Consider the following 22,229-nt stretch of genomic DNA (forward strand, 5'->3'; position numbering starts at 1 on the left):
CGCTGCTCCACGGTCAACGAGCTGGTCCTCAACATGCGACTGCTCCCCGAAGGTCGAAGCTGAATTTCTCAGTCCAACTTCCGGGGAGCAGTTCAGAATCGGGGCGCCCTTCGCCGGATTCGGCCGCGGAGCGTCAGCTCTTCGCCGTGACGGTTTCCTTTTCGGGCTCGTCGCTTTCGGGGGCCGCGCCGCCGTGGCCGTCGTCGACGAAGGACTGCTCGTTGAACGGGCTGTCGCCGGCGAACACCTGCTTCATCTGGTCGCGGTCGATCTCCTTGGTCCACGCGCCGATGAGGACCGTCGCCACCGCGTTGCCCGCGAAGTTCGTCAGCGCCCGCGCCTCCGACATGAACCGGTCGATGCCCACGATCAGGCCGACGCCGTCCAGCAGCTCCGGCCGGTGCGACTGCAGGCCGCCCGCCAGCGTGGCCAGCCCGGCGCCGCTGACGCCCGCCGCGCCCTTCGAGGCGATCATCATGAACAGCAGCAGCCCGATCTGCTCGCCCAGCGACAGCGGGTCGCCCATCGCGCTCGCGATGAACAGCGACGCCATGGTCAGGTAGATCATGGTGCCGTCCAGGTTGAACGAGTAGCCGGTCGGCACCGTGATGCCCACGACCGGCTTGCTCACCCCGAGGTGCTCCATCTTCGCGATCAGCCGTGGCAGCGCGGCCTCCGACGACGAGGTGGACACGATCAGCAGGAACTCGCGGCCCAGGTAGCGCAGCAGCGAGAGGATGTTGACCCGCGCGAACAGCCACAGCACCGGGCCCAGCACCAGGAACACGAACAGCACGCACGTGATGTAGAAGCCGAGCATGATCACGGCCAGGCCCTTGAGGGCCTGCACGCCGGTCGCGCCGACGACCGCGGCGATCGCGCCGAACGCGCCGACCGGCGCCGCCCACATGACCATCGCCAGCATCTTGAACACCAGCCGCTGGATGTGCTCGATGCCGCGCAGGATCGGCGTGCCCTTGTCGCCCATCGCCTGCAGCGCGAAACCGGCCAGCAGTGCCACCAGCAGCGTCTGCAGCACCTGTCCCTCGGTCAACGACGACACCAGGGTGTGCGGGATGATCCCGAGCAGGAAGTCCGTGGTGCTCTCGGCACCCTCACCGGCCTGCTGGGCTCCCTGGCCGCGTAGCGACTCGGTGATGTGCAGGCCCTCGCCGGGGTGCAGCACGTTGCCCACCGCCAGCCCGATGATCAGCGCCACCACGGACATGACCATGAAGTACGCCAGCGCGAGGCCGCCGACCTTGCCGACCTTGGCGGCCTTCCGGACGCCGCCCACGCCGAGGACGATGGTGCAGAAGATGACCGGCGAGATCATCATCTTGATCAGGTTGACGAACCCGGTGCCCAGCGGTTTGAGGGCCTTGCCGAGGTCGGGCGCGAGGAAGCCGACGGCGATACCGGCCACGACCGCGATGATCACCGCGATGTACAGGTAATGCGTTCGATCCCGACGGCGTGTCTGCGCAGCGTCTTTGCTTGCCACTGTTGCACTCCTACTGGGCTTCCGGGTCACACTCGTACCGGCCGTGTCCCAGGTCACGGTCCGGCCGGGAGAGACTATCTGCGCCGGGTATCGTCAACGTCACGCTTCTGTTCATTGTGTTCACATCTCCGACACGGATTCGTGATGCCTCCCGCTGATGACCGGAACTGGTTCGGCCGCGTCCGGCCCAGCTGGAGCCTGGCCCGCCAGCTCTTCGTGCTCCAGGTGGTCGTGGTCGCCATCGTCGTCCTCGCCGGCGCCGTGCTCGCCTGGTACGACGCGCAGCAGCGCAACGACGACGCGGCCACCGAGAAGGTCGTCGCGGTGGCCCGCACCCTCGCCGCGCAGCCCGCCGTCCGGGCCGGGCTGACCGCGCCGAACCCGACCGCCACGTTGCAGCCGCTGGCCGAACGCGTCCGGGCGGAGACCGGCGTCGACTTCATCACGATCATGTCCCCGGCCGGCATCCGCTACACGCATCCCGATCCGGCGCAGATCGGGCAGCGGTTCCTCGGGCACATCGAGCAGGCCGTCGCCGGGGAGGTGTTCACCGAGACCTACACCGGCACGCTCGGCCCGTCGGTGCGCGCCGTGGTGCCGGTCTACGACGACGCGCACCGGCTGGTGGGCCTGGTGTCGGACGGCATCACGGTGCGGATGCTCACCGCCGAACTCCGCGAGCAGGTCACCGGGCTGGTCGGGGTCGCGGCGGCCGCGCTGCTGGTCGGCGGGCTGCTGACCTATCTGGTCAGCGCCCGGATGCGGCGCCACACCCACGGGCTGCGGCCCGCCGAGCTCAGCCGCATGTACGAGTACCACGACGCGATCCTGCACGCGGTGCGCGAGGGGTTGCTGCTGGTGGCGCCCTCCGGGCAGATCACCTTGTGCAACGATGGGGCCGCTGTGTTGCTCTCGCTGGATCCCGTCGAAACCGAAGGCAGGCACGTGTCCGAGCTCGGCCTGCCGGTGTCCCTTGTGGACACCCTCGCGGCGGGGCGGGCGGTGCGCGACGAGGTCCACCTGACCGACGACCGCGTGCTGCTGGTCAACGTTTCGCAGATCCGCAGCGGCGATCGCGACCTGGGCACCGTGGTCACGCTGCGGGACCACACGGAACTGCAGGCGCTCAGCGGCGAACTCGACTCGATGCGCGGCTTCGCCGAGTCGCTGCGCTCCCAGGCCCACGAGTCGGCGAACCGGCTGCACACCGTGGTGTCGCTGATCGAGCTGGGCCGTCCGGAGGAGGCCGTCGCGTTCGCCACCGACGAGCTCCGGCTCGCCCAGCAGCTCACCGATCGCGTCGTCGGCGCGATCGGCGAGCCGGTGCTGGCGGCGGTTCTGCTGGGCAAGAGCGCCGAGGCGGGAGAGCGCGGCGTGGAGGTCGTGCTCGGCGACGGCACCGAGATCGACGACGTCGACCTGGAGCACATCGACTCCCGCGACCTGGTGACCATCCTCGGCAACTTGATCGACAACGCCGTCGAGGCGACGCTGGAAGGCTCGCGCCCGAGCGTCGAGGTGACTATCCGGTCCACATCGGACGGTGTGCTGATCCGGGTCGCCGACAACGGGCCGGGCGTCGACCCGGACAGCGCCCAGCGGGTCTTCCAGCGCGGCTGGTCGACAAAGGAGGACGGCCGCGGGCTCGGGCTCGCGTTGGTCGGGCAGAGCGTGCGCCGCCACCACGGCACCATCGAGGTGCACAATGACGGCGGCGCGGTGTTCACCGTGCTGTTGCCCAGCCGCTCGGGATCGGACGTGGCGCGGTGATCTCGGTCCTGGTCGTCGAAGACGATCCGCTGGTCGGCGAGGCGCACGAGGCCTACGTGAACCGACTCGACGGGTTCGCGGTCGCGGGCCGGGTCCGCACCGGGCAGGCGGCGCTGCGGTTCGTCGAGCGCGCCCCGGTCGACCTGGTGCTGCTAGATCTGCGGCTGCCCGACATGGACGGTCTGCAGGTCGCGCGGGCGCTGCGCACCGCGGGCAGCAACGCCGACGTGATCGCGGTGACCTCGGCCCGCGATCTCAAGGTCGTCCGCGCCGCGGTGTCCAGCGGAGTGGTGCAGTACCTGCTGAAGCCGTTTACCTTCGCGGCGATGCGGGAGAAGCTGGAGCACTACGCGCGTTTCCGGGCCAGCCTCGGAGCCGATCGGGAAGTGAGCAGCCAGGCCGAGATCGACCGGGCGTTCTCCGCGCTGCGCGGCGTCGACCGCGCAGCGCTGCCGAAAGGCATGAGCGAGGAGACGCTCGCGGCGGTCGTCTCGGCGCTGCGCGCCAACCCCGACGGCGCCCCGGCGGGAGCCGTGGGCGAAGCCGCCGGGGTGTCCAGGGTGACGGCCCGCCGATATCTCGAATACCTGGTCGGCAACGGCATGGCCGACCGCCGCCCGCTGTACGGCGCGGTCGGCAGGCCCGAGATGGCTTACCGCTGGATCGGCGAAGCCTGAGCTCGTGAGCGAAGAATCCGGTTCTTACCGGAAGAATCACTCACGAGCACGTCAGCGGGGGTCGGCGGCCGGGCGCAGCCCCGGTGCGCCAGGGCCGAACTCGGCGAGCTTGTCGTCGGCGTTGTGCAGCGCGCAGAGGCGCAGCGACAGGCAGCCGCAGCCGATGCAGCCGGTGAGGCGGTCGCGCAGCCGTTGCAGGCCGTCGATGCGGGCGTCCAGCTCGTCGCGCCACCGGCGGGACAGCCGCGCCCAGTCCGCCTTGGTCGGGGCGTGGTCCTCCGGCAGCGTCTCCAGCGCCTCGGAGATCTGCTCCAGGCTCAGGCCGACGCGCTGCGCGGAGCGGATGAACGCCAGCCGGCGCAGCACCGAGCGGTCGTAGCGGCGCTGGTTCCCGGAGGTGCGGGTGGTGGCGATCAGGCCTCTCTGCTCGTAGAAGCGCAGCGCGGTCTGGGCGACCCCGCTGCGGTGGGCCACCTCTCCGATGGTCAACAGTTTCGGTAGCTTCGACACGTCCGCCAGGCTACAGAAAAACCTAGACCAAAGTGCAGGTATTTTCCCCGCCACGGCCTTGACTTCGAGCGCGCTAGAAGTCCCACGCTGGTCTGCATGACGATCACCGCACCGCCGGCCGGGTTCGGATACGCCGATCTCCGCCCGCTGATGAGCGAAATGACCGGTGACGAGAAGCATTCCGTCGCCGCCACCTCGACGCTGGACGTGCTGTGGGTGCTCTACGACCAGATCCTGTCGGTCGACCCGCAGCGCCCCGGCGACCCGGACCGCGACCGCTTCCTGCTGTCCAAGGGCCACGGCCCGATGGCCTTCTACGCCGTGCTGGCCGCGAAGGGCTTCCTGGACCCGGCGGAGCTGACCCGCTTCGGCGAGTTCGACTCCCGGCTCGGCTTCCACCCGGACCGCGTCCTGGCGCCCGGCGTCGAGATCGGCAGCGGCTCGCTCGGCCACGGCCTGCCGCTCGGGCTCGGAGTGACGCTCGGCCTGCGCGCGCAGGGCCGCGCCAGGCCGCGCGTAGTGGTCCTCGTCGGCGACGCCGAGCTCGACGAGGGCAGCAACCACGAGGCGATCCAGGTCGCCGGCCGCTGGGGGCTCGGGCAGCTGACCACCGTCGTGGTGGACAACAGCTCCTCCAGCACCGGCTGGCCGGGCGGCATCGCCGACCGCTTCGCCCGCGAGGGCTGGGCCGCGCACACCGTCAACGGCCGCGACCACGCGGAACTCCGCGCGGCGCTGGCCGACACCCACCCGGACCGCCCGCTCGCGGTGGTCGCCCAGGTCGAACCCAAGGAGCTGTGATGACCGCGCTGACCACCGAAACGACCGCGCCGACGATGCGGGAAGCGTTCGTCGACACCGTCACCGAAGCGCTCGACACCGATCCGCGGGTGGCCCTGGTACTGGCCGAGATATCCGCCGACCGGTTCGTGGACGCCGCCGCCCGCCACCCGCAGCGGGTGCTCAACGTCGGCATCCGGGAACAGGCGCTCGTGAGCGTGGCCGGCGGGCTGGCGCTGACCGGGCTGCGGCCGGTGCTGCACTCGATCACGCCGTTCGTCGTCGAGCGGCCGTTCGAGCAGCTCAAGCTCGACCTCAACCACCAGGGCGTCGGCGCAGTCGTGGTCAGCACCGGCGCCTCCTACGACTACCCGACCGCGGGCCGCACGCACATGGCGCCCGGCGACGTCGCGCTGATCGACACGCTGCCGGGCTGGACCGTGCACGTGCCCGGCCACCCGGCCGAGGTATCCGCGCTGCTGCGGGCGGCGCTGCCCACGAACGACCTCGTCTACCTGCGGCTCTCCGAACGGGTCAACGCCGAGCCGCTGGCGACCGAGCCGGGCTGGCACACCGTCCGGCGCGGCAGCCGGGGCGTGGTGCTCGCCGTCGGCCCGATGCTCGGGCCGGTCCTGGCCGCGACGGCGGCACTCGACGTGACCGTGCTCTACACCGCCACCATCCGGCCGTTCGACGCCGGCGGCCTGCGGGCGGCGGTGCGGGCGGCGACCTCCGACGTGGTGCTGGTGGAGCCCTACCTGCGCGGCACGTCGACGCACGAGGTCAACGACGCGCTGGCCGACACCCCGCACCGGGTGCTCGCGCTTGGCGTCCGCCGGGACCTGGAACTGCGCGCCTACGGCACCGCTGAGGAGCACGAAGCTGCGCACGGCCTCGACCCGAGCGGCATCGCCGCGGCGATGCGGTCGTTCCTGGCCGGATGACCTGCGCGGCAGCCGCCCGCGACGTGGGCTGATGCGCCCGGACGGTAGCCTGGGCGCGTGGCACGAGTCGTCATCTTGGACTACGGATCAGGCAACCTCCGCTCCGCCGAACGCGCGCTCCAGCGCGCCGGGGCCGACGTCGAGGTGACCGCCGACCATCGTGCCGCGATCGAGGCCGACGGCCTGGTCGTGCCGGGCGTCGGCGCGTTCGCCGCGTGCATGGAGGGCCTGCTCCACGTCGGCGGCGACAAGATCATCGACCACCGGCTGGCCGGCGACCGCCCGGTCCTCGGGATCTGCGTGGGCATGCAGGTGCTCTTCGACGAGGGCGTCGAACACGGCATGCAGGCCAACGGCTGCGGCCAGTGGCCGGGCACCGTCGAGCGGCTGCACGCCGACATCCTCCCGCACATGGGCTGGAACGAGGTGCAGCCGCCCGAGGGCAGCGCCCTGTTCGCCGGGATCGAGCCGGGCACCCGGTTCTACTTCGTGCACTCCTTCGGCGTCCGCAAGTGGCAGCTGCCGTCGTCGGAGGTGATCGCGCCGCCGCTGGTGACCTGGGCCGAACACGGCGAACCGTTCGTCGCCGCGGTGGAGAACGGGCCGCTGACGGCCACCCAGTTCCACCCGGAGAAGTCCGGAGAGGCGGGCGCCCGGCTGCTGCGGAACTGGCTGGACGGCCTGTGACCCGCCGGGGCGGCCTGCTGGGGCCGACGGCGGTGCGGGTGGTCGCGCTGGTGCTGGCGGTCGGGATGATCGCCGGAATCGGCGCCCCCTACCTGTTGCAGGCCGGGGTGTCGCTGTGGGCGGTCCTGCTGCTGGTGCTGATCGTCCTCGCGGTGCCCGTCGTCGCCGTCGTCCGCTCCGACCGCAGCCGCCGGTGAACGGGCTGATGGGCTGGCAGTAGGGTTGGGACGTGACTTTCACGCTGCTTCCCGCTGTTGACGTTGCCGACGGTCAGGCAGTCCGCCTCGTGCAGGGTGCCGCCGGTACCGAGACCTCCTACGGTGACCCGTTGGAGGCCGCGCTGGCCTGGCAGCGCGCGGGGGCCGAGTGGGTCCATCTGGTCGACCTGGACGCCGCGTTCGGCCGCGGCTCGAACCGGGCGCTGCTGGCCGAGGTGACCGGCAAGCTCGACGTGCGGGTGGAGCTCTCCGGCGGCATCCGCGACGACGCCTCGCTGGAGGCCGCGCTGGCCACCGGCTGCGCGCGGGTCAACCTGGGCACGGCCGCGCTGGAGAACCCGGAGTGGGCGGACCGGGTGGTCGCCGAGTACGGCGAGCAGGTCGCGGTCGGCCTCGACGTGCGGATCACCGAGCAGGGCCACCGGCTGGCCGCGCGCGGCTGGACCAAGGACGGCGGCGACCTGTGGGAGGTGCTGGCCCGGCTGGACGCCGCCGGCTGCCGCCGCTACGTGGTCACCGACGTCAGCAAGGACGGCACCCTGCAGGGCCCGAACATCGAGCTGCTGCGCGAGGTCTGCGCCCGCACCGAGGCGCCGGTGATCGCCTCCGGCGGTGTGTCCAGTGTGGACGATCTGGTGGAGCTGTCGAAGCTCGCGCCGGTCGGCCTGGAGGGCTCGATCGTCGGAAAGGCCCTCTACGCGCAGAACTTCACCCTCGAAGAGGCCCTCGCCGCGGTGCGCTGACGCCCGCGGAAATGCGGGTGCGCTCAGGGTGATCCCTGATCCACTCCGCGCCCGAAGATCAGCACGATCGTGGGCGAGATCCGAAATGCGGATCTCACCCACGATCGGAGGTCTTCATGGGGCGAGGATCGGCATCCGGCCTCGGCGTGCTGATAGCCGCGACGGCCACCCTGGCCGCGTCGGCTCCGGCGCTCGCCGAACCAGCGCCGCCGCTGGACTGGCGGCCGTGCCCGGAGAACGCGCAGGTCCAGTGCGCGACCGTGCAGGTGCCGCTGGACTGGGCGCAGCCCGGCGGCGAGACGATCGAGATGGCCGTCGCGCGCCGCCCGGCGACGAATCCCGACGCCCGCATCGGCTCGCTGGTCTACATGCCGGGCGGGCCGGGCGGAACCGGCGTCGACGCGCTGCTCGCCGGGCAGCCGTTCTCGGCGGAGCTGGCGTCGCGGTTCGACATCGTCAGCTACGACCCGCGCGGCTTCGGCCGCAGCAACCCGCTGCAGTGCGACGCCGAACTGGTCGCGGACGCGCCGGACATCCGGCCGGGCGGCCCCGCGCAGTTCGAGGAAATGCGGCGGTACAACGGGAAAGTCGCCGACGACTGCCGTCAGCGCACCGGCCCGATCATCGACCACATGGACACGGTCTCCGTCGCCCGCGACATCGACGCGTTCCGCCAGGCGCTCGGCGAGCAGCAGATCAGCCTCTACGGCATCTCCTACGGCACCCTGACCGGCCAGATGTACGCCGAGAACTTCCCGGAGCGGGTCCGGGCGTTGGTGCTCGACAGCGTCTTCGACCACAGCCTCGACACCCGCGCCTTCCTCACCACCGAAGCCGCGGCGGCCGAGGACTCGTTCAACGAGTTCGAGAAGTGGTGCGCGCAGGATCAGCAGTGCGCGCTGCACGGCGAGGACGTCGGCGCGGTCTTCGACGAGCTCTACAAGCGCGCCGACAGCGGTGAGCTGCACCAGCCCGGTGACCCGAGCAAGCCGATCGGCCCGGTGGAGCTTTCGGGCAGCACGTTCGGCGCGTTCTACGGGCCGGACTGGCAGAACCTGGCGACCCAGCTCAAGGCGCTGCGGGACCAGGAGCCCGTGCCGGCGGCCCTGGCGGCGCCCGAGACGATCCCGTACTCCACGGCGGCGTTCTGCAACGACTGGCGCCCCGAGATCGACTCGGCCGAGCAGTACGCGGAGGAGTGGCGGAAGCAGAACGAGGCCGCGCCGCACATGCGGCTGGGCGTGGGCGGCACGGTCGCCTGGGGCTGCATCGATTGGCCCGCGAAGCTGCAGAATCCCCCGCACGTGCCGCAGATCCGCACCGAGGTGCCGATCCTGATCCTCAACGCCCAGCACGACCCGGCCACCGGATACAACTGGGCGACCAACGTCGACGGCCAGATCGAGCAGGCGACCCTGCTGACCTACGACGGCTGGGGCCACGGCGTCTACGACCGCAGCGAGTGCACGATCTCGGCGGCCGACAGGTACTTCATCGACGGCGCGGTGCCGCCCGAAGGCACCCACTGCGCCGCCGTCCCGCCGAAGCCCGACAACACGACCAAGCCCTACGTGGGTTGGTGACGGGCGGGTCTCCGTGCCGCGCGGCCGTGTCTCTACCCTGGAGACATGGCCGTTGCGGTGCGTGTGATCCCCTGCCTGGACGTTGATCAGGGGCGGGTCGTCAAGGGTGTCAACTTCACCAACCTCCGGGATGCCGGCGACCCCGTGGAGCTCGCCCGCGCCTACGACGCGGAGGGCGCCGACGAGCTGACCTTCCTCGACGTCACGGCGTCCTCGTCGGACCGCGAGACGACTTTCGACGTGGTGCGGCGCACCGCCGAGCAGGTCTTCATCCCGTTGACCGTCGGCGGCGGCGTGCGCAGCCCCGACGACATCAACCGGCTCCTGCGCGCCGGGGCGGACAAGGTCAGCCTGAACACCGCGGCCATCGCCCGGCCGGAGCTGCTCAGCGAGGCCTCGCAGCGCTTCGGCGCGCAGTGCGTGGTGCTGTCCGTGGACGCGCGGCGCGTGCCGGAAGGCGGTCAGCCGACGGCGTCCGGCTACGAGGTCACCACGCACGGCGGCAGGCGCGGCACCGGCATCTGCGCCGTGGAGTGGGCGGCGAAGGGCCAGCAGCTCGGCGTCGGCGAGATCCTGCTGAACTCGATGGACGCCGACGGCACCAAGGCCGGCTTCGACCTCGAGATGATCCGCGCGGTGCGCGAGGTCGTCGAGGTGCCGCTGATCGCCAGCGGCGGAGCCGGCGCGGTCGAGCACTTCGCGCCCGCCGTGCACGCCGGGGCCGACGCGGTGCTGGCCGCCAGCGTGTTCCACTTCGGACAGCTGAAGATCGGCGAGGTCAAGGACGCCATGCGGGCGGAAGGGATCACTGTTCGATGAGCGGTCTGGACCCGGCGATCGCGGCCCGGCTCAAGCGCAACGCGGCGGGGCTCGTCGCGGCGGTCGCGCAGCAGCGCGGCACCGGCGAGGTGCTGATGATGGCGTGGATGGACGACGAGGCGCTGCACCGCACCCTCACCACCCGCCGCGGCACCTACTACTCCCGCAGCCGCGGGCAGTACTGGGTCAAGGGCGAAACGTCCGGCCACACCCAGCGCGTGCACGAGGTCCGCCTCGACTGCGACGGCGACACGATCCTGCTGGTGGTCGACCAGGAAGGCGCGGCCTGCCACACCGGCGACCACACCTGCTTCGACGCGGACGTCCTGCTCGAAGCCGAAGACTGACGGGTTCCCGCGGCGATGCCGGGATCAGCGGCCGGAGATGTCGCCGGTTAGGTAGCGCTGGAGGTTCGGGGCGACCGCCGCCACGACGGTGTCGTGGTCGGCCGAGGCCAGCGGCTCCAGGTGGATCACGTAGCGGGCCATTCCCAGCCCGACGATCTGCGACCCGCACAGCGCCGTGCGCAGCTCCGGCTGGTCCATGTCCAGCACCTTGATCAGCCGCTTGAACAGTACGTTCTGGATGAACTCCCGCAACATCCCCACCGCGTGCTCGTTGGCCGCGATGCTGCGGACCAGGGCCGCGAACTGGCCGCCCTCCGCGTTGTCCCACACCGCCAGGAACCGCCGCAGCAACCGCTCGGCGAGCTGCTCCCGATCGCCCACCAGCAGCTGCGGCACCACCTCGGCCGGGTTGATCGGGATGTGCACCGCCGCGGTGAACAGTCCCTCCTTGCCGCCGAACCAGTGGTTGACCATCGCCGGATCGACCCCGGCTCGGCCCGCGATGGCGCGCACCGTGGCCGAGTCGTAGCCCTGCTCGGTGAACACCTCGCGCGCCGCGGCCAGCAGCGCCGCCTTGGTGTCGGCGCCGCTGCGCCGCCGCCCGCGGCGCTTCGGCTCTGTTCCGCTCTGGTCGATGCCACTGCTCACCCACCCATCCTCGCCGCCCCGGCGGCCCGAGGGCAAAGCGGTGCGGAGGTCCCGCGCAGCCGGGATCGGGTGGGCGGCACAATGACGACATGGTCGGCGACGGTGAAATCGGCACTATCAGCCCAGGACGCGAGGAGTTCCGCAGCCTGGCGGCGGACCGCCGGGTGATCCCGGTGGTGCGGCGGTTGCTCGCGGACGACGAAACCCCGCTCGGGGTGTACCGCAAGCTCGCCGGGGACCGCCCCGGAACGTTCCTCTTCGAGTCCGCCGAGAACGGTCGCTCCTGGTCGCGATGGTCCTTCGTCGGCGTTCGCAGCGCCGCCGCGCTGACCGTCCGCGACGGCCAAGCGCACTGGACGGGCACGCCGCCGGTGGGCCTGCCGGGCAGCGGCGACCCGCTGCAGGCGCTGCGCGAGACGGTCCGGCTGCTGCAAACCGATCCGCTGCCCGGGCTGCCGCCGCTGACCGGCGGCATGGTCGGCTACCTCGGCTACGACGTGGTCCGCAGGCTGGAGCGGCTGCCCAACCTGACCGAGGACGACCTGCAGATCCCCGAGATGGTGATGCTGCTGGCCACCGACCTCGCCGCGCTGGACCACCACGAGGGCACCATCACGCTCATCGCCAACGCGGTGAACTGGGACGACAGCCCGGAGCGCGTGGACGCGGCCTACGACGACGCGGTGCGCCGCCTGGACGAGATGACCGAGGCGCTGTGCACCCCGGCTGCGCCCACGGTCGCCGCGTTCTCCCGGCCGACACCGCAGGTCGTCCGGCGCCGCCAGCCCGACGAGCACTACGCGGCCGTCGAGAAGGCCAAGGAGGCGATCCGGGCCGGCGAGGCGTTCCAGGTCGTGGTCTCGCAGCGGTTCGAGATGGCGACCAGCGCGGACGCCCTGGACATCTACCGGGTCCTGCGCACCACCAACCCGAGCCCGTACATGTACCTGCTGCGGCTGGACGCGCCGGACGGCGGCACGCCGTTCGACATCGTCGGCTCCAGCCCCGAATCGCTGGTCACGGTGCGCGACGGGCAGGCGACCACGCACCCGATCGCCGGGACCCGCTGGCGGGGCGCCGACGAGGACGAGGACGCGCTGCTGGAGAAGGAGCTCCTCAACGACGACAAGGAGCGCGCCGAGCACCTGATGCTCGTCGACCTCGGCCGCAACGACCTGGGCCGGGTCTGCAAGCCGGGTTCGGTGCATGTCGTCGACTTCTTCCGCATCGAGCGCTACAGCCACGTCATGCACATCGTGTCCACGGTGACCGGTCAGCTCGCCGAAGACCGGACGGCGTTCGACGCGGTCGCCGCCTGCTTCCCGGCGGGCACGCTCTCCGGCGCGCCGAAGCCGCGCGCGCTGGAGCTGATCGAGGAGCTGGAGCCGACCCGGCGCGCCCAGTACGGCGGCGTGGTGGGCTACCTGGACTTCGCCGGTGACGCCGACACGGCGATCGCGATCCGCACCGCGCTGGTGCGCGACGGCACCGCGTACGTGCAGGCCGGCGGCGGCATCGTGGCCGACTCCGACCCGGTCGCCGAGGACCAGGAATGCCTGAACAAGGCGCGCGCGGTGCTCAACGCGGTGGCGACGGCCGAGACGCTGTCGCGGCCGGCGACCGAACGGGCGACGGGGGAGCGGGTTGACCACCGAGCCGGGATCTGAGCCGAGCCCCCGGCCTGCGCGGTCGAAGGGCCTGCTGTGGGCGGTGGTGCTGCTGGTGCTGGTCGCCGCCGGCCTGCTCTGGGGCGCGAGCGCGCTCGTCTGGGTGGGGCAGCGGTATCGCACTCCGTTCGGCACCGAAGTCGCCTCCGGGATCACCGGCGAGGACATCCGCCCGGAGCTGGTGCCCATGGCGCTGGCGGCGCTGGCCGCCGTCGCCGCGGTGCTGGCCACCGGCGGGTGGCTGCGGCGCGTGGTCGGCGCCCTCATCGCGGTCGCGGGGGCCGTGCTGGGCTGGCGGGTGTTCCAGCAGTTCAGCTTCGGTTGGTTCGCGACCGGATCGGCCGGTGGGGTGCCGCCGGGCAGCACGCCGATCGGCGAGGCGTCCAGCGAGCCGTACGGGCCGCTGCTGATGACCGCGGCCGCGCTGCTGCTGTTCGTCTGCGGTGTCCTGGTGGCGCTGCGGGCGGGCCGGATGCCCGCGATGGGCGCGAAATATTCGGCCCCGGGTGCCGAGAAGCAGAAATCCCACGATCCGGACCGCCAGATGTGGAACGACTTGGACGCCGGCCGCGATCCAACGGATGAGCAGGATCGCTGAAAGCATTTCAAATTCACCGAAGGGTGGAAAACCCAGTTCGGCGCGGTTCCGGGCCGGTGCCCGGGCGCGCCACCAGGGCCGAAGGTCCTTGTTGTGCAGGGACGTTGGGCTACCCCTTGGTGGGACCGGTGGCCGGTGAGGTTTAGCATCGGCCATGCGACGGCACGGCGGGAAGGGGAGTGTCGTGATCGAGCGCAATGAGTTCATCTGCGCATCTGGTTACTTGCGGACCGACGCGAAGGCGAGTGTGCGGGACACGGCCGGCGAGGTGTTCGCGTGACCGTTCTGGAATCAATCATCGAAGGCGTTCGCGAAGATCTGGCGGTTCGCGAATCCGCGATTCCCTTCGACGAGATCAAACAACTGTCCGCCGCGGCGGCACCACCGCACGACGTGCTCGCCGCGCTGCGGGCGCCGGGCGTGGGCGTGATCGCGGAGGTGAAGCGGCGCAGCCCGTCCAAGGGCGAGCTGGCCGAGATCGGCGAGCCGGCCGATCTCGCCGCCGACTACGCCTCCGCCGGCGCTCGGGTCATCAGCGTGCTCACCGAGCAGCGCCGCTTCGGCGGCTCGCTGGCCGACTTCGACGCGGTCCGCGCCAGGGTCAACACGCCCCTGCTGCGCAAGGACTTCATCATCAGCCCGTACCAGGTGCACGAGGCCCGCGCGCATGGCGCGGACATGGTGCTGCTCATCGTCGCGGCCCTGGAGCAGAACGCGCTGGAAGCGCTGCTGGACCGGGTCGAGTCGCTGGGCATGACCGCGCTGATCGAGGTGCACACCGCCGAAGAGGCCGACCGCGCGCTGGAGGCCGGTGCGAAAGTAATTGGCATCAACGCGCGCAACCTGCATACGCTCGAGGTCGACCGCGACGTGTTCGGGCGGATCGCGCCGGGGTTGCCGCAGGAGGTCCTCAAGATCGCCGAGTCCGGGGTTCGCGGTCCGAGCGACCTGATGGCCTACGCGGGATCCGGTGCGGACGCCGTGCTGGTCGGCGAGGGCCTGGTGACCAGCGACAATCCCAAGACAGCGGTCACCCAGTTGGTGACGGCCGGGTCGCACCCCGCGTGCCCGCGGCCGAGCCGGTAGCCGGACCGGTTCCGCGAGTTCCAGGGTTCGGCGCAAGGCACAGGAGGTAAGGCAATGACCGTAGGCGCAGAGACCGCGCGCGCCCACCGCCCGGGCAAACCCGTGCCGGAGGGGCACGACCCGGACGAGCGCGGGCACTTCGGGGTCTACGGCGGCCGGTTCATGCCGGAGGCGCTGATCGCCGCCCAGGACGAGCTCGCCGCCGAGTACGCCAAGGCGCAGAGCGACCCGCAGTACCTCGCCGAGCTCGACGACCTCCTGCGGAACTACGCAGGGCGCCCGTCGCTGCTGACCGAGGCGAAGCGGTTCGCCGAGCACGCCGGCGGCGCGCGGATCCTGCTCAAGCGGGAAGACCTCAACCACACCGGCTCGCACAAGATCAACAACGTGCTGGGACAGGCGCTGCTGGTCAAGCGGATGGGCAAGCAGCGGGTCATCGCCGAGACCGGGGCCGGGCAGCACGGCGTCGCCACCGCGACCGCCTGCGCGCTGCTGGGCCTCGACTGCGTCATCTACATGGGCAAGGTGGACACCGAGCGGCAGGCCCTCAACGTCGCACGGATGCGGCTGCTCGGTGCCGAGGTCATCCCGGTCAGCAGCGGCTCGGCGACCCTCAAGGACGCCATCAACGAGGCGCTGCGCGACTGGGTCGCCAACGTCGACCACACCCACTACCTGCTGGGTACCGCGGCCGGCTCGCACCCGTTCCCGATGATGGTGCGCAACTTCCACAAGGTCATCGGCGACGAGGCTCGCCGGCAGACGCTCGAGCTGACCGGCCGGCTGCCCGACGTGGTCGCCGCCTGCGTCGGCGGCGGCTCCAACGCCATCGGCATCTTCCACGGCTTCATCGACGACCCGGACGTGCGGCTGGTCGGCTTCGAACCCGGCGGGCACGGCATCGCCTCCGGCGAGCACGGCGCCACCCTCTGCGAGGGCACTCCCGGCACGCTGCACGGAGCCCGCTCGTACCTGCTGCAGGACGACGACGGCCAGGTCATCGAGGCTTACTCGATCTCCGCCGGGCTCGACTACCCGGGCGTGGGGCCCGAGCACTCGTACCTGAAGGACATCGGGCGCGCCGAGTACCGGTCGGTCACCGACGACGAGGCCATGCACGCCTTCCAGCTGCTGTCCCGCACCGAGGGCATCATCCCGGCCATCGAGTCGGCGCACGCGCTGGCCGGCGCGATCAAGCTCGGCAAGGAACTCGGCCCGGACAAGATCATCCTGGTCAACCTCTCCGGGCGAGGCGACAAGGACATGGACACCGCGGCGAAGTACTTCGGGCTCGTCGACGAGAACACGGAGGCGTCATGAGCGACACTTGCGCGCTCCTCGCTCATGTAAGCCGACCGGGTGCGGGTGTCCCGCAGAACACCGAGGAGTCGCGGTGAACCTGCGCGAGGTTTTCCAGAACTGCCGGGAAGAACAGCGGGCCGCCCTGATCGGCTACCTGCCCGCCGGGTTCCCGACCGTCGAGGAGTCCAAGGAGCTGTTCAGCGCGATGCTGACCGGCACCGACGGTTCGACCGGTTGCGACATCGTCGAGGTCGGCATCCCGTTCTCCGACCCGGTGATGGACGGCCCCACCATCCAGGCCGCCAGCGACAAGGCGCTGCGTGCCGGGTTCCGGCTGCGCGACGTCTTCGACGTGGTGTCGTCGATCGCCGACGCCGGTGGCCACGCCGTGGTGATGACCTACTGGAACCCGGTGCACCACTACGGCCCGGACGCGTTCGCCCGCGACCTCAAGGCGGCCGGCGGGCTCGGCGTGATCACCCCGGACCTGATCCCGGACGAGGGCGAGGACTGGATCGCCGCGACCGACGCGCACGGCCTGGACCGGATCTTCCTGGTCGCCCCGTCGTCGACGGAGGAGCGGCTGGCGCTGACCGCCAAGGCCACCAGCGGCTTCGTCTACGCCACCTCGGTGATGGGCGTGACCGGGGCGCGCGAGAGCGTCGGCTCGGCCGCGGCCGGGCTGGTGCAGCGCACCCGTGCGCACACCGACCTGCCGATCGGCGTCGGCCTCGGCGTGCGCTCCGGCGAGCAGGCCGCCGAGGTGGCCGGCTTCGCCGACGGCGTCATCGTCGGCTCCGCCTTCGTCACCCGCGCCGAGCAGGACGGCCCCGCCGGCGTCCGCGAGCTCACCGCGGAACTCGCCCGGGGCGTCCGCTCCCGCTGATCTGTTGCGAGCGGCCTGTTCGCGCCTTCTAGCGAGGCGAACGGGCTGTTCGCTCCCCCGGATCGAGGCGAACGGACCGTACGCCTCGTTGAGACCGGGTGGTGCTCACCATTCGTGGAGCGACCGATACGGTTAGCGGCGTGAGTGCCCCGGTTACCGCCATGGCGAGTCCGTTCCTGGCCAACATCCCCAGCCCACCGCAAGGGGTTTGGTTCATCGGCCCGATCCCGCTGCGCGCCTACGCGCTGTGCATCATCGCCGGCATCATCGCGGCCGTCTGGATCGGCAGCCGCCGCTGGGTGGCGCGCGGCGGACGCGAGGGCACGGTCATCGACATCGCGGTGTTCGCGGTGCCGTTCGGGCTGGTCGGCGGTCGGCTCTACCACGTCGCCACCGACTGGTACAAGTACTTCGGACCCGACCGCAACCCGCTGGACGCCCTCAAGGTGTGGGAAGGCGGCCTGGGCATCTGGGGCGCGGTGGCGCTCGGCGCGGTCGGCGCCTGGATCGGCTGCCGCCGCCGGGGCGTGCCGCTGGCAGCGTTCGCCGACGCGGTCGCGCCCGGCATCATCCTGGCGCAGGCCATCGGACGCCTCGGCAACTGGTTCAACCAGGAGCTCTACGGCGCTCCGACGGACCTGCCGTGGGGCCTGGAGATCTACCGGCGCTTCGACCCGGCGACCGGGCTCGCCGACCCCATCACCGGCGTCGCGATGGACAGCGTGCCGGACAAGATCGTGCACCCGACGTTCCTGTACGAGCTGCTGTGGAATCTCGGTGTCTTCCTCCTGATCATCTGGGCGGACCGCAAGTTCCGGATGGGCCACGGCCGGGTATTCGCGCTCTACGTCGCCGGCTACACGGCAGGGCGAGTGTGGATCGAGATGATGCGCACCGACGACGCCACGCACATCCTCGGCATCCGCATCAACGTCTTCACGTCCCTGATCGTCTTCGCCGGCGCAATCCTGTTCCTGCTGTACGTGCGCGGTAAGCGCGAGGACCCCGAGCTGCTGCGCGGCAAGCCGATGCCCGGCGACGACGACACCGCTGCGACGCCGGAGCCCGCAGAGGAGCCGAAGGCGACGACCGACGACGCCGAGGAGGGCAAGGACGAGCCGAAGGGCTCGGACGACTCCGGAGACGAACGTGCGGAGGCGCGTAGCGCCGACGGCAACGGCAAGGACGCGAAGGACTGACGGACGGCGCCGGAGGCGCCTACCGGGAGCCGAAGGCGACCGCGCCGCTCGGCGAATCCTTGGAGCTGGTGGGGTCGTGATGCGATGCCACCAGCTCCAGCCGGACACCGACGGCCTGCCCGAGCCGGTCGAGAAGGTCGATGGTCGGCAGGCTGCCGCCGCTCTCCCAGCGCGCGACCGAGGACTGCGTGGTGTCCATCCGCTTCGCGAGCTCGGTCTGGGTCAGCCCCGCGTCCGTGCGCAAGCCGTACACCAGTCGTGCCAGCTCGAAGGCCAGCGAGGCTTCCGCGTACGACTCGTCGTACTCCGCCTGATCGGTGATCGGATTCTCGCGCCGAATCTGATCGAGCTTCTTCCGGGTCATCTCATGGCCTCCGGTTGTGTCTCATTGCTACGTGAGCGCGAGCGACCTCGCACCGTTCGTTCGAGTCGTTGCGTCCGGAACGTCGTCAGGACGATCGCGGCGCGGTCGGGATCGAAGAAGTAGGCCACCCGGCGGTCGACTTCTTCGCAATGGAACCGGAGCTCGCGCAAGCCGCCACCAAGGTGCTTGCTGTGCGGCATGGCCAGCAGCGGTCCGAATTCCGCGAGCAGGTCGAGCATCCGGTCTGCGACGGCGCGGTCTCGGTTCTTCAGGCTGCAGTACCGGCGCTCGACCTCTGGCGACACTTCGATGATCCATTGCTCACCTCCGTTATCCTGCGACACGGACCGAATATAGCGTGCACGAGATATCGTGTCGATGCTATTTTCGCTGACATGATCGCATTGGGTGATGCAGGTTCCGGGCGGGAAGACTCGGAGGCCGGGGTTGCGGGATCGGAGGAGGTCGAGACCGCATTGACTGTGCTGGGAGGGTTTCCGCTGGTCGCAAGGGAAGCCGCGTGGCGCGCGGAGCGGAATCCGTCAGCTGCGGACGGGCGCGATGACCGGTGAGCCGTCGGGGGTGTGCAGGACCGCGACGCGGGCCGTGTAGCGCTCCGCCAGCACCTCCGGGGTCAGGACCTCCACCGGGGTTCCTTCGGCCGCGACGCGGCCTTCGTCGAGGAGGAGCAGGCGTTCGGCGTACTGGGCGGCGAGGGTCAGATCGTGCAGCGTCATGACCACCGTGGTGCCCAGTTCCCGGCGCAGTTCGTCGACCAGGTCGAGCAAGGCCTGGGCGTGCCCGACGTCCAGGCCGGTGGTCGGCTCGTCGAGCAGCAGCACGCCGGCTCGCTGGGCGAGGGCGCGGGCCAGCACCGCGCGTTGGCGTTCGCCGCCGGATAGCGTCGAAAGGGCTCGGTCCGCGAGTCGCGTCAGGTCCAGCCGCTCCAGCAGGGCGCGGACCACGTCCAGGTCGGTGGGGCCTTCCCGGCCCAGCACGCCGAGGTGCGGGGTGCGGCCGAGCAGCACGTAGTCGGTGACCGTGAGGCCGATCGGCAGCTGGGGGATCTGCGGCGCGTAGCCGATCGCCTGGGCCCGTTCGCGGCGGCGCAGCGCCGCCAGCGGGCGGCCGTCGACCAGCACCCGGCCGTCGTGCCGCACCAGACCCGCGACGGCCTTCAGCAGCGTCGACTTGCCCGACCCGTTCGGCCCGATGATGCCCAGCCAGCCGCCTGTGTCCACAGTGGTCGAAACGTCGGAAATCACCGTGCTGCGCCGATATCCGGCCGACAGGCGGTGCACCTCGAGCGTGCTCATGCGCGCCTCCGGTGCAGCAGGACCGCGAAGAACGGCGCGCCGGTGAACGCGGTGATCACGCCGATCGGGATCTCGGCCGGCGCCAGCAGGGTGCGGGCGAGCATGTCGGCGAGCACCAGGAACACCCCGCCGAACAGCAGGGACAGCGGCACGATGATCCGGAAGCTGCCGCCGATCGCGAGCCGCACCAGGTGCGGCACCACGAGGCCGACGAAACCGATCAGCCCGGCCACCGACACCGCCGCGGCGGTGGCCAGCGAGGCCGCGGTGAGCACCAGCAGCCGCACCCGCCCCGGGTGCACGCCGAGCGCCGCCGCTTCCTCGTCACCGGTGCCCAGCAGGTCCAGCAGGCGAGCGCAGGTGCAGAGCACGACGGCGGCGATCGCCAGGTACGGCAGCACGATCAGCACTTCCCGCCAGCCGGTGGTGGTCAGCCGCCCCAGGATCCACATGTAGACCTGCTGCAACGACTCCACGCGAAGCTGCTGCACGAACGTCTGCCCGGCCGTGAGGAACGCGCCGACCGCGACCCCGGCCAGCACCAGCGTCGCAGTGTCCCGGCCGGCCGAGCGACCGACCAGCCAGGTCAGGCCCACCCCGCCGAGCGCGCCGACGAAGGCCGCGAGCTGCACCGGGACCGACGGCCCGGCTTCGGGCGCCGCGGTGATCACCAGCGTGGCGGCCAGGCCGGCCCCGGCCGCCGCCCCCAGCAGGTACGGGTCGGCCAGCGGGTTGCGGAACACGCCCTGGAACGCCGCGCCGGACACCGCCAGCGCCGCCCCGACCAGCACGCCGAGCACGACCCGGGGCACCCGCAGCTGCCACAGGATCGCCGCCTCCCGCTCGGAAAGCGGCGAGACGCCGCCGGTCAGCTGCGCGACGACCTCGCCGAGCACCCGCTGCCAGCCGAGCTCGGCGGCCCCGAGCAGCACCGACAGCAGGATGCTCGCCACCAGCACCGCCACCCCGACGAGCAGGTGGTGCGGCCGCAGCTTGGTCTGCTTCAGGGCCGCGCCGAGCGCCTTCGTCACCCGTTCTGCGCCTTGGCGACACCGCCGCCGATCGCCCGGACCAGCTCGACCACCCGCGGGCCCCACCGGCTCGCGATGTCGTCGTCGAGCTCGACGACGCGGCCGTGCTGCACCGCGTCCAGGGTGTTCCAGCCCGGCCGGGCCGCCACCGCCGCCGCGTTGACCTGGCAGCACTTGGCGTCGGACAGGAAGATCAGGTTCGGGTTGGCCTGCACGATGTGCTCCTCGGACAGCTGCGGGAAGTTCCCGCCCGCCGGGTCCGCGATGTTGTGCAGGCCGAACAGGTTGTAGACGTTGCCGACGAAGCTCTGCGAGGTCGCGGTGTAGTAGTCCGGGCTGACCTCGTGGAAGTAGTTCAGCGGCTGCGCCGGGCGCGGGGTGTTGCGGACGATCTCGTCGATCTCCGAGCGCATCCGGTCGACCAGCTCGGCGGCCTGCTTGGTGTGCCCGGTGGCCTGCCCGAGCACCTCGATCTGCTTGTAGGCGTCGTCCAGCGTCGCCGCCGACGGCGTGAGCAGCGTCGGCACGTTGACAACCTTCAGGCCGTCCGCCAGCTTCGCGGCGTTCTCCGGGGCGATGACCAGGTCTGGGGTGTGCGCGCCGACGGCGGCGGCGTCCACGGTGAAGCCGGAGAGGTCGGTGCGCGGCGCCTGCGCCGGGAAGTTGGAGTACTGGTCCACCGCGATGACCTGGTCGCCGGCGCCGATCGCGTACAGCGTCTCGGTGGCGGTCGGGGACAGCGAGACGATCCGTTTCGGCTGCTGTGCGACCGTCACGGGCGGCTGGCCGGGCAGCTCGACCTTGACCGGGAACGCCGAGGCCGGGTCGTCGGCCGGCTCGGGGGCCTCGGAGTGGGGGCGGGTGGCGCACGCGGTGACCCCGACTAGCAGGGCGAGCATCGCGAGCAGCAGTGCGGCGAGTCGGCGGAACCCGGTCATGTCTTCCCAACGTTCGGCCGGTGCGTGGCGCGGGCGCGGCCCCGGGAAGCGAGGGGCTTCCAAGAGCGAGCCGCACCCCTGCACCGGGGGTGGCGGACATCGACGCCACGCGCAAGGCGACCTGGCTCGTACCCGCCTGGGGCGGGCCATCGCAGTTGCGGCACAGCACCGGATTCGCACCGGTTTCGCTTGGCGCTGGCGTCCCGCGAGCACCCGTGTCACGGGCGCTCTGAGCTGGAAAGATATCAGGAGAAGATCGGCCGCCCGCGCCTCGCGGGGGTGTCCTGCGGCACGGGGGCTACCCCGGGCGCGACCCAGCGGTTAAATTTGACGACGGACCGTGTTCGGCGGCGTGCGATCGCGGGCGCGGTAACTCAAACGAGTGCGTTACTACAAGATGGTCAGCATCACGCCCAGAGTGCTGCTTCCGGGTATCGTGGCTGTTAAAGTTCTCTAAACGCTCCGGTCACGAGCGGGCTTTTGAAAGCCCGAAAACTTCTGTCGTGCCACCTGGAGTCATCTGCGGGCCAGCGTCGTCCCGTGCCCAGAAGTCATGAAGTCAGGTCAGGAATTGACCGTGGGCTTCCAGCACGAGAAATGACGAGGGAGGTC

The 22,229-nt window shown here is 71.1% G+C and carries 24 protein-coding genes; 16 read left to right on the forward strand and 8 right to left on the reverse strand.

The genetic code is table 11. The annotated features are described in order from the left end of the window. Window positions 1-133: 133 nt before the first annotated feature. A complete protein-coding gene (locus AB0I53_RS36910; RefSeq protein WP_358613485.1) occupies window positions 134-1,504 on the reverse strand; it encodes a cation:dicarboxylase symporter family transporter in 1,371 nt (456 codons plus the stop codon). Between the two features lie 144 nt (window positions 1,505-1,648). Between AB0I53_RS36910 and AB0I53_RS36915 the strand changes: the two genes are divergently transcribed. Together AB0I53_RS36915 and AB0I53_RS36920 are read left to right on the forward strand one after the other, a co-directional pair. Continuing rightward, complete coding sequence (locus tag AB0I53_RS36915; protein ID WP_358613487.1) at window positions 1,649-3,274, forward strand: sensor histidine kinase; 1,626 nt, start codon at window positions 1,649-1,651, stop codon at window positions 3,272-3,274. Beyond that, the gene (locus tag AB0I53_RS36920; protein ID WP_358613489.1) at window positions 3,271-3,951 is read left to right on the forward strand and encodes a response regulator; all 681 of its coding nucleotides are present in this window, start codon (window positions 3,271-3,273) and stop codon (window positions 3,949-3,951) included. Before AB0I53_RS36915 ends, AB0I53_RS36920 begins: the two co-directional genes overlap by 4 nt. A gap of 51 nt (window positions 3,952-4,002) precedes the next feature. Here AB0I53_RS36920 and soxR read toward each other — a convergent pair whose 3' ends face one another. Then, window positions 4,003-4,461, reverse strand: a complete 459-nt coding sequence (gene soxR, locus AB0I53_RS36925) for a redox-sensitive transcriptional activator SoxR (protein WP_358613491.1) — start codon at window positions 4,459-4,461, stop codon at window positions 4,003-4,005. Between the two features lie 96 nt (window positions 4,462-4,557). Here soxR and AB0I53_RS36930 point away from each other — a divergent pair, with 96 nt between their 5' ends. The 8 genes from AB0I53_RS36930 (at window position 4,558) to hisI (ending at window position 10,582) form a co-directional block, all read left to right on the forward strand. After that, window positions 4,558-5,262 (forward strand): thiamine pyrophosphate-dependent enzyme, encoded by a 705-nt coding sequence (locus AB0I53_RS36930; RefSeq protein WP_358613493.1) that lies wholly within the window; start codon window positions 4,558-4,560, stop codon window positions 5,260-5,262. Next, window positions 5,262-6,185 (forward strand): transketolase C-terminal domain-containing protein, encoded by a 924-nt coding sequence (locus tag AB0I53_RS36935; protein WP_358613495.1) that lies wholly within the window; start codon window positions 5,262-5,264, stop codon window positions 6,183-6,185. Before AB0I53_RS36930 ends, AB0I53_RS36935 begins: the two co-directional genes overlap by 1 nt. A 57-nt stretch (window positions 6,186-6,242) precedes the next feature. After that, complete coding sequence (gene hisH, locus AB0I53_RS36940) at window positions 6,243-6,872, forward strand: imidazole glycerol phosphate synthase subunit HisH (RefSeq protein ID WP_358613497.1); 630 nt, start codon at window positions 6,243-6,245, stop codon at window positions 6,870-6,872. Beyond that, window positions 6,869-7,069, forward strand: coding sequence for a hypothetical protein (locus AB0I53_RS36945; protein WP_358613499.1), 201 nt, complete (start codon window positions 6,869-6,871; stop codon window positions 7,067-7,069). The genes hisH and AB0I53_RS36945 overlap by 4 nt, the downstream gene beginning before the upstream one ends. Before the next feature lie 32 nt (window positions 7,070-7,101). After that, window positions 7,102-7,833 (forward strand): bifunctional 1-(5-phosphoribosyl)-5-((5-phosphoribosylamino)methylideneamino)imidazole-4-carboxamide isomerase/phosphoribosylanthranilate isomerase PriA, encoded by a 732-nt coding sequence (gene priA, locus AB0I53_RS36950; RefSeq protein ID WP_358613501.1) that lies wholly within the window; start codon window positions 7,102-7,104, stop codon window positions 7,831-7,833. A 116-nt stretch (window positions 7,834-7,949) separates the two neighbouring features. Continuing rightward, window positions 7,950-9,416: an alpha/beta hydrolase gene (locus AB0I53_RS36955; protein WP_358613503.1), complete on the forward strand. Its 1,467-nt coding sequence runs from the start codon at window positions 7,950-7,952 to the stop codon at window positions 9,414-9,416. 45 nt (window positions 9,417-9,461) lie between these two features. Further along, window positions 9,462-10,235, forward strand: coding sequence for an imidazole glycerol phosphate synthase subunit HisF (hisF, locus tag AB0I53_RS36960; protein ID WP_358613505.1), 774 nt, complete (start codon window positions 9,462-9,464; stop codon window positions 10,233-10,235). Further along, complete coding sequence (gene hisI, locus AB0I53_RS36965; protein WP_358613507.1) at window positions 10,232-10,582, forward strand: phosphoribosyl-AMP cyclohydrolase; 351 nt, start codon at window positions 10,232-10,234, stop codon at window positions 10,580-10,582. Before hisF ends, hisI begins: the two co-directional genes overlap by 4 nt. 24 nt (window positions 10,583-10,606) lie before the next feature. Here hisI and AB0I53_RS36970 read toward each other — a convergent pair whose 3' ends face one another. Next, window positions 10,607-11,230: a TetR family transcriptional regulator gene (locus AB0I53_RS36970; protein WP_358613508.1), complete on the reverse strand. Its 624-nt coding sequence runs from the start codon at window positions 11,228-11,230 to the stop codon at window positions 10,607-10,609. 89 nt (window positions 11,231-11,319) lie between these two features. On the opposite strand from AB0I53_RS36970, the gene AB0I53_RS36975 reads away from it, so the two are divergent. From AB0I53_RS36975 to lgt, 6 genes are all read left to right on the forward strand, one after another. After that, window positions 11,320-12,897, forward strand: a complete 1,578-nt coding sequence (locus AB0I53_RS36975) for an anthranilate synthase component I (protein ID WP_358613510.1) — start codon at window positions 11,320-11,322, stop codon at window positions 12,895-12,897. Continuing rightward, window positions 12,875-13,495, forward strand: a complete 621-nt coding sequence (locus AB0I53_RS36980) for a Trp biosynthesis-associated membrane protein (protein ID WP_358613512.1) — start codon at window positions 12,875-12,877, stop codon at window positions 13,493-13,495. Before AB0I53_RS36975 ends, AB0I53_RS36980 begins: the two co-directional genes overlap by 23 nt. Window positions 13,496-13,771: 276 nt before the next feature. Beyond that, a complete protein-coding gene (trpC, locus tag AB0I53_RS36985) occupies window positions 13,772-14,581 on the forward strand; it encodes an indole-3-glycerol phosphate synthase TrpC (protein WP_358613514.1) in 810 nt (269 codons plus the stop codon). Between the two features lie 54 nt (window positions 14,582-14,635). Then, window positions 14,636-15,901, forward strand: coding sequence for a tryptophan synthase subunit beta (gene trpB / locus AB0I53_RS36990; protein WP_358613516.1), 1,266 nt, complete (start codon window positions 14,636-14,638; stop codon window positions 15,899-15,901). A 73-nt stretch (window positions 15,902-15,974) separates the two neighbouring features. Then, window positions 15,975-16,769: a tryptophan synthase subunit alpha gene (trpA, locus tag AB0I53_RS36995; protein WP_358613517.1), complete on the forward strand. Its 795-nt coding sequence runs from the start codon at window positions 15,975-15,977 to the stop codon at window positions 16,767-16,769. A 140-nt stretch (window positions 16,770-16,909) separates the two neighbouring features. Further along, entirely contained in the window at window positions 16,910-17,968 is a 1,059-nt protein-coding gene (lgt, locus tag AB0I53_RS37000; RefSeq protein WP_358613519.1) for a prolipoprotein diacylglyceryl transferase, read from the forward strand. Between the two features lie 19 nt (window positions 17,969-17,987). Here lgt and AB0I53_RS37005 read toward each other — a convergent pair whose 3' ends face one another. The 5 genes from AB0I53_RS37005 to AB0I53_RS37025 form a co-directional block, all read right to left on the reverse strand. Beyond that, entirely contained in the window at window positions 17,988-18,332 is a 345-nt protein-coding gene (locus tag AB0I53_RS37005; RefSeq protein WP_358613521.1) for a helix-turn-helix transcriptional regulator, read from the reverse strand. Beyond that, window positions 18,329-18,676: a type II toxin-antitoxin system RelE/ParE family toxin gene (locus AB0I53_RS37010; RefSeq protein WP_358613523.1), complete on the reverse strand. Its 348-nt coding sequence runs from the start codon at window positions 18,674-18,676 to the stop codon at window positions 18,329-18,331. Before AB0I53_RS37010 ends, AB0I53_RS37005 begins: the two co-directional genes overlap by 4 nt. A 198-nt stretch (window positions 18,677-18,874) precedes the next feature. Further along, the gene (locus AB0I53_RS37015; protein WP_358613525.1) at window positions 18,875-19,648 is read right to left on the reverse strand and encodes an ABC transporter ATP-binding protein; all 774 of its coding nucleotides are present in this window, start codon (window positions 19,646-19,648) and stop codon (window positions 18,875-18,877) included. Further along, complete coding sequence (locus AB0I53_RS37020; RefSeq protein WP_358613527.1) at window positions 19,645-20,679, reverse strand: iron ABC transporter permease; 1,035 nt, start codon at window positions 20,677-20,679, stop codon at window positions 19,645-19,647. Before AB0I53_RS37020 ends, AB0I53_RS37015 begins: the two co-directional genes overlap by 4 nt. Continuing rightward, window positions 20,676-21,617: an ABC transporter substrate-binding protein gene (locus AB0I53_RS37025; RefSeq protein ID WP_358613529.1), complete on the reverse strand. Its 942-nt coding sequence runs from the start codon at window positions 21,615-21,617 to the stop codon at window positions 20,676-20,678. The genes AB0I53_RS37020 and AB0I53_RS37025 overlap by 4 nt, the downstream gene beginning before the upstream one ends. Window positions 21,618-22,229: the final 612 nt, after the last annotated feature.

The organism is Saccharopolyspora sp. NPDC050389 (genome assembly GCF_040655595.1).
Lineage (GTDB): Bacteria > Actinomycetota > Actinomycetes > Mycobacteriales > Pseudonocardiaceae > Saccharopolyspora.

Coding starts and splice junctions, on each gene's coding strand:
- AB0I53_RS36935 (WP_358613495.1), top strand. CDS start 5,262: ATGACCGCGCTGACCACCGAAACGACCGCGCCGACGATGCGGGAAGCG.
- AB0I53_RS37015 (WP_358613525.1), bottom strand. CDS start 19,648: ATGAGCACGCTCGAGGTGCACCGCCTGTCGGCCGGATATCGGCGCAGC.
- hisF (WP_358613505.1), top strand. CDS start 9,462: ATGGCCGTTGCGGTGCGTGTGATCCCCTGCCTGGACGTTGATCAGGGG.
- AB0I53_RS37025 (WP_358613529.1), bottom strand. CDS start 21,617: ATGACCGGGTTCCGCCGACTCGCCGCACTGCTGCTCGCGATGCTCGCC.
- AB0I53_RS36975 (WP_358613510.1), top strand. CDS start 11,320: ATGGTCGGCGACGGTGAAATCGGCACTATCAGCCCAGGACGCGAGGAG.
- AB0I53_RS37005 (WP_358613521.1), bottom strand. CDS start 18,332: ATGACCCGGAAGAAGCTCGATCAGATTCGGCGCGAGAATCCGATCACC.
- hisI (WP_358613507.1), top strand. CDS start 10,232: ATGAGCGGTCTGGACCCGGCGATCGCGGCCCGGCTCAAGCGCAACGCG.
- AB0I53_RS36930 (WP_358613493.1), top strand. CDS start 4,558: ATGACGATCACCGCACCGCCGGCCGGGTTCGGATACGCCGATCTCCGC.
- AB0I53_RS36915 (WP_358613487.1), top strand. CDS start 1,649: ATGCCTCCCGCTGATGACCGGAACTGGTTCGGCCGCGTCCGGCCCAGC.
- AB0I53_RS36955 (WP_358613503.1), top strand. CDS start 7,950: ATGGGGCGAGGATCGGCATCCGGCCTCGGCGTGCTGATAGCCGCGACG.
- trpB (WP_358613516.1), top strand. CDS start 14,636: ATGACCGTAGGCGCAGAGACCGCGCGCGCCCACCGCCCGGGCAAACCC.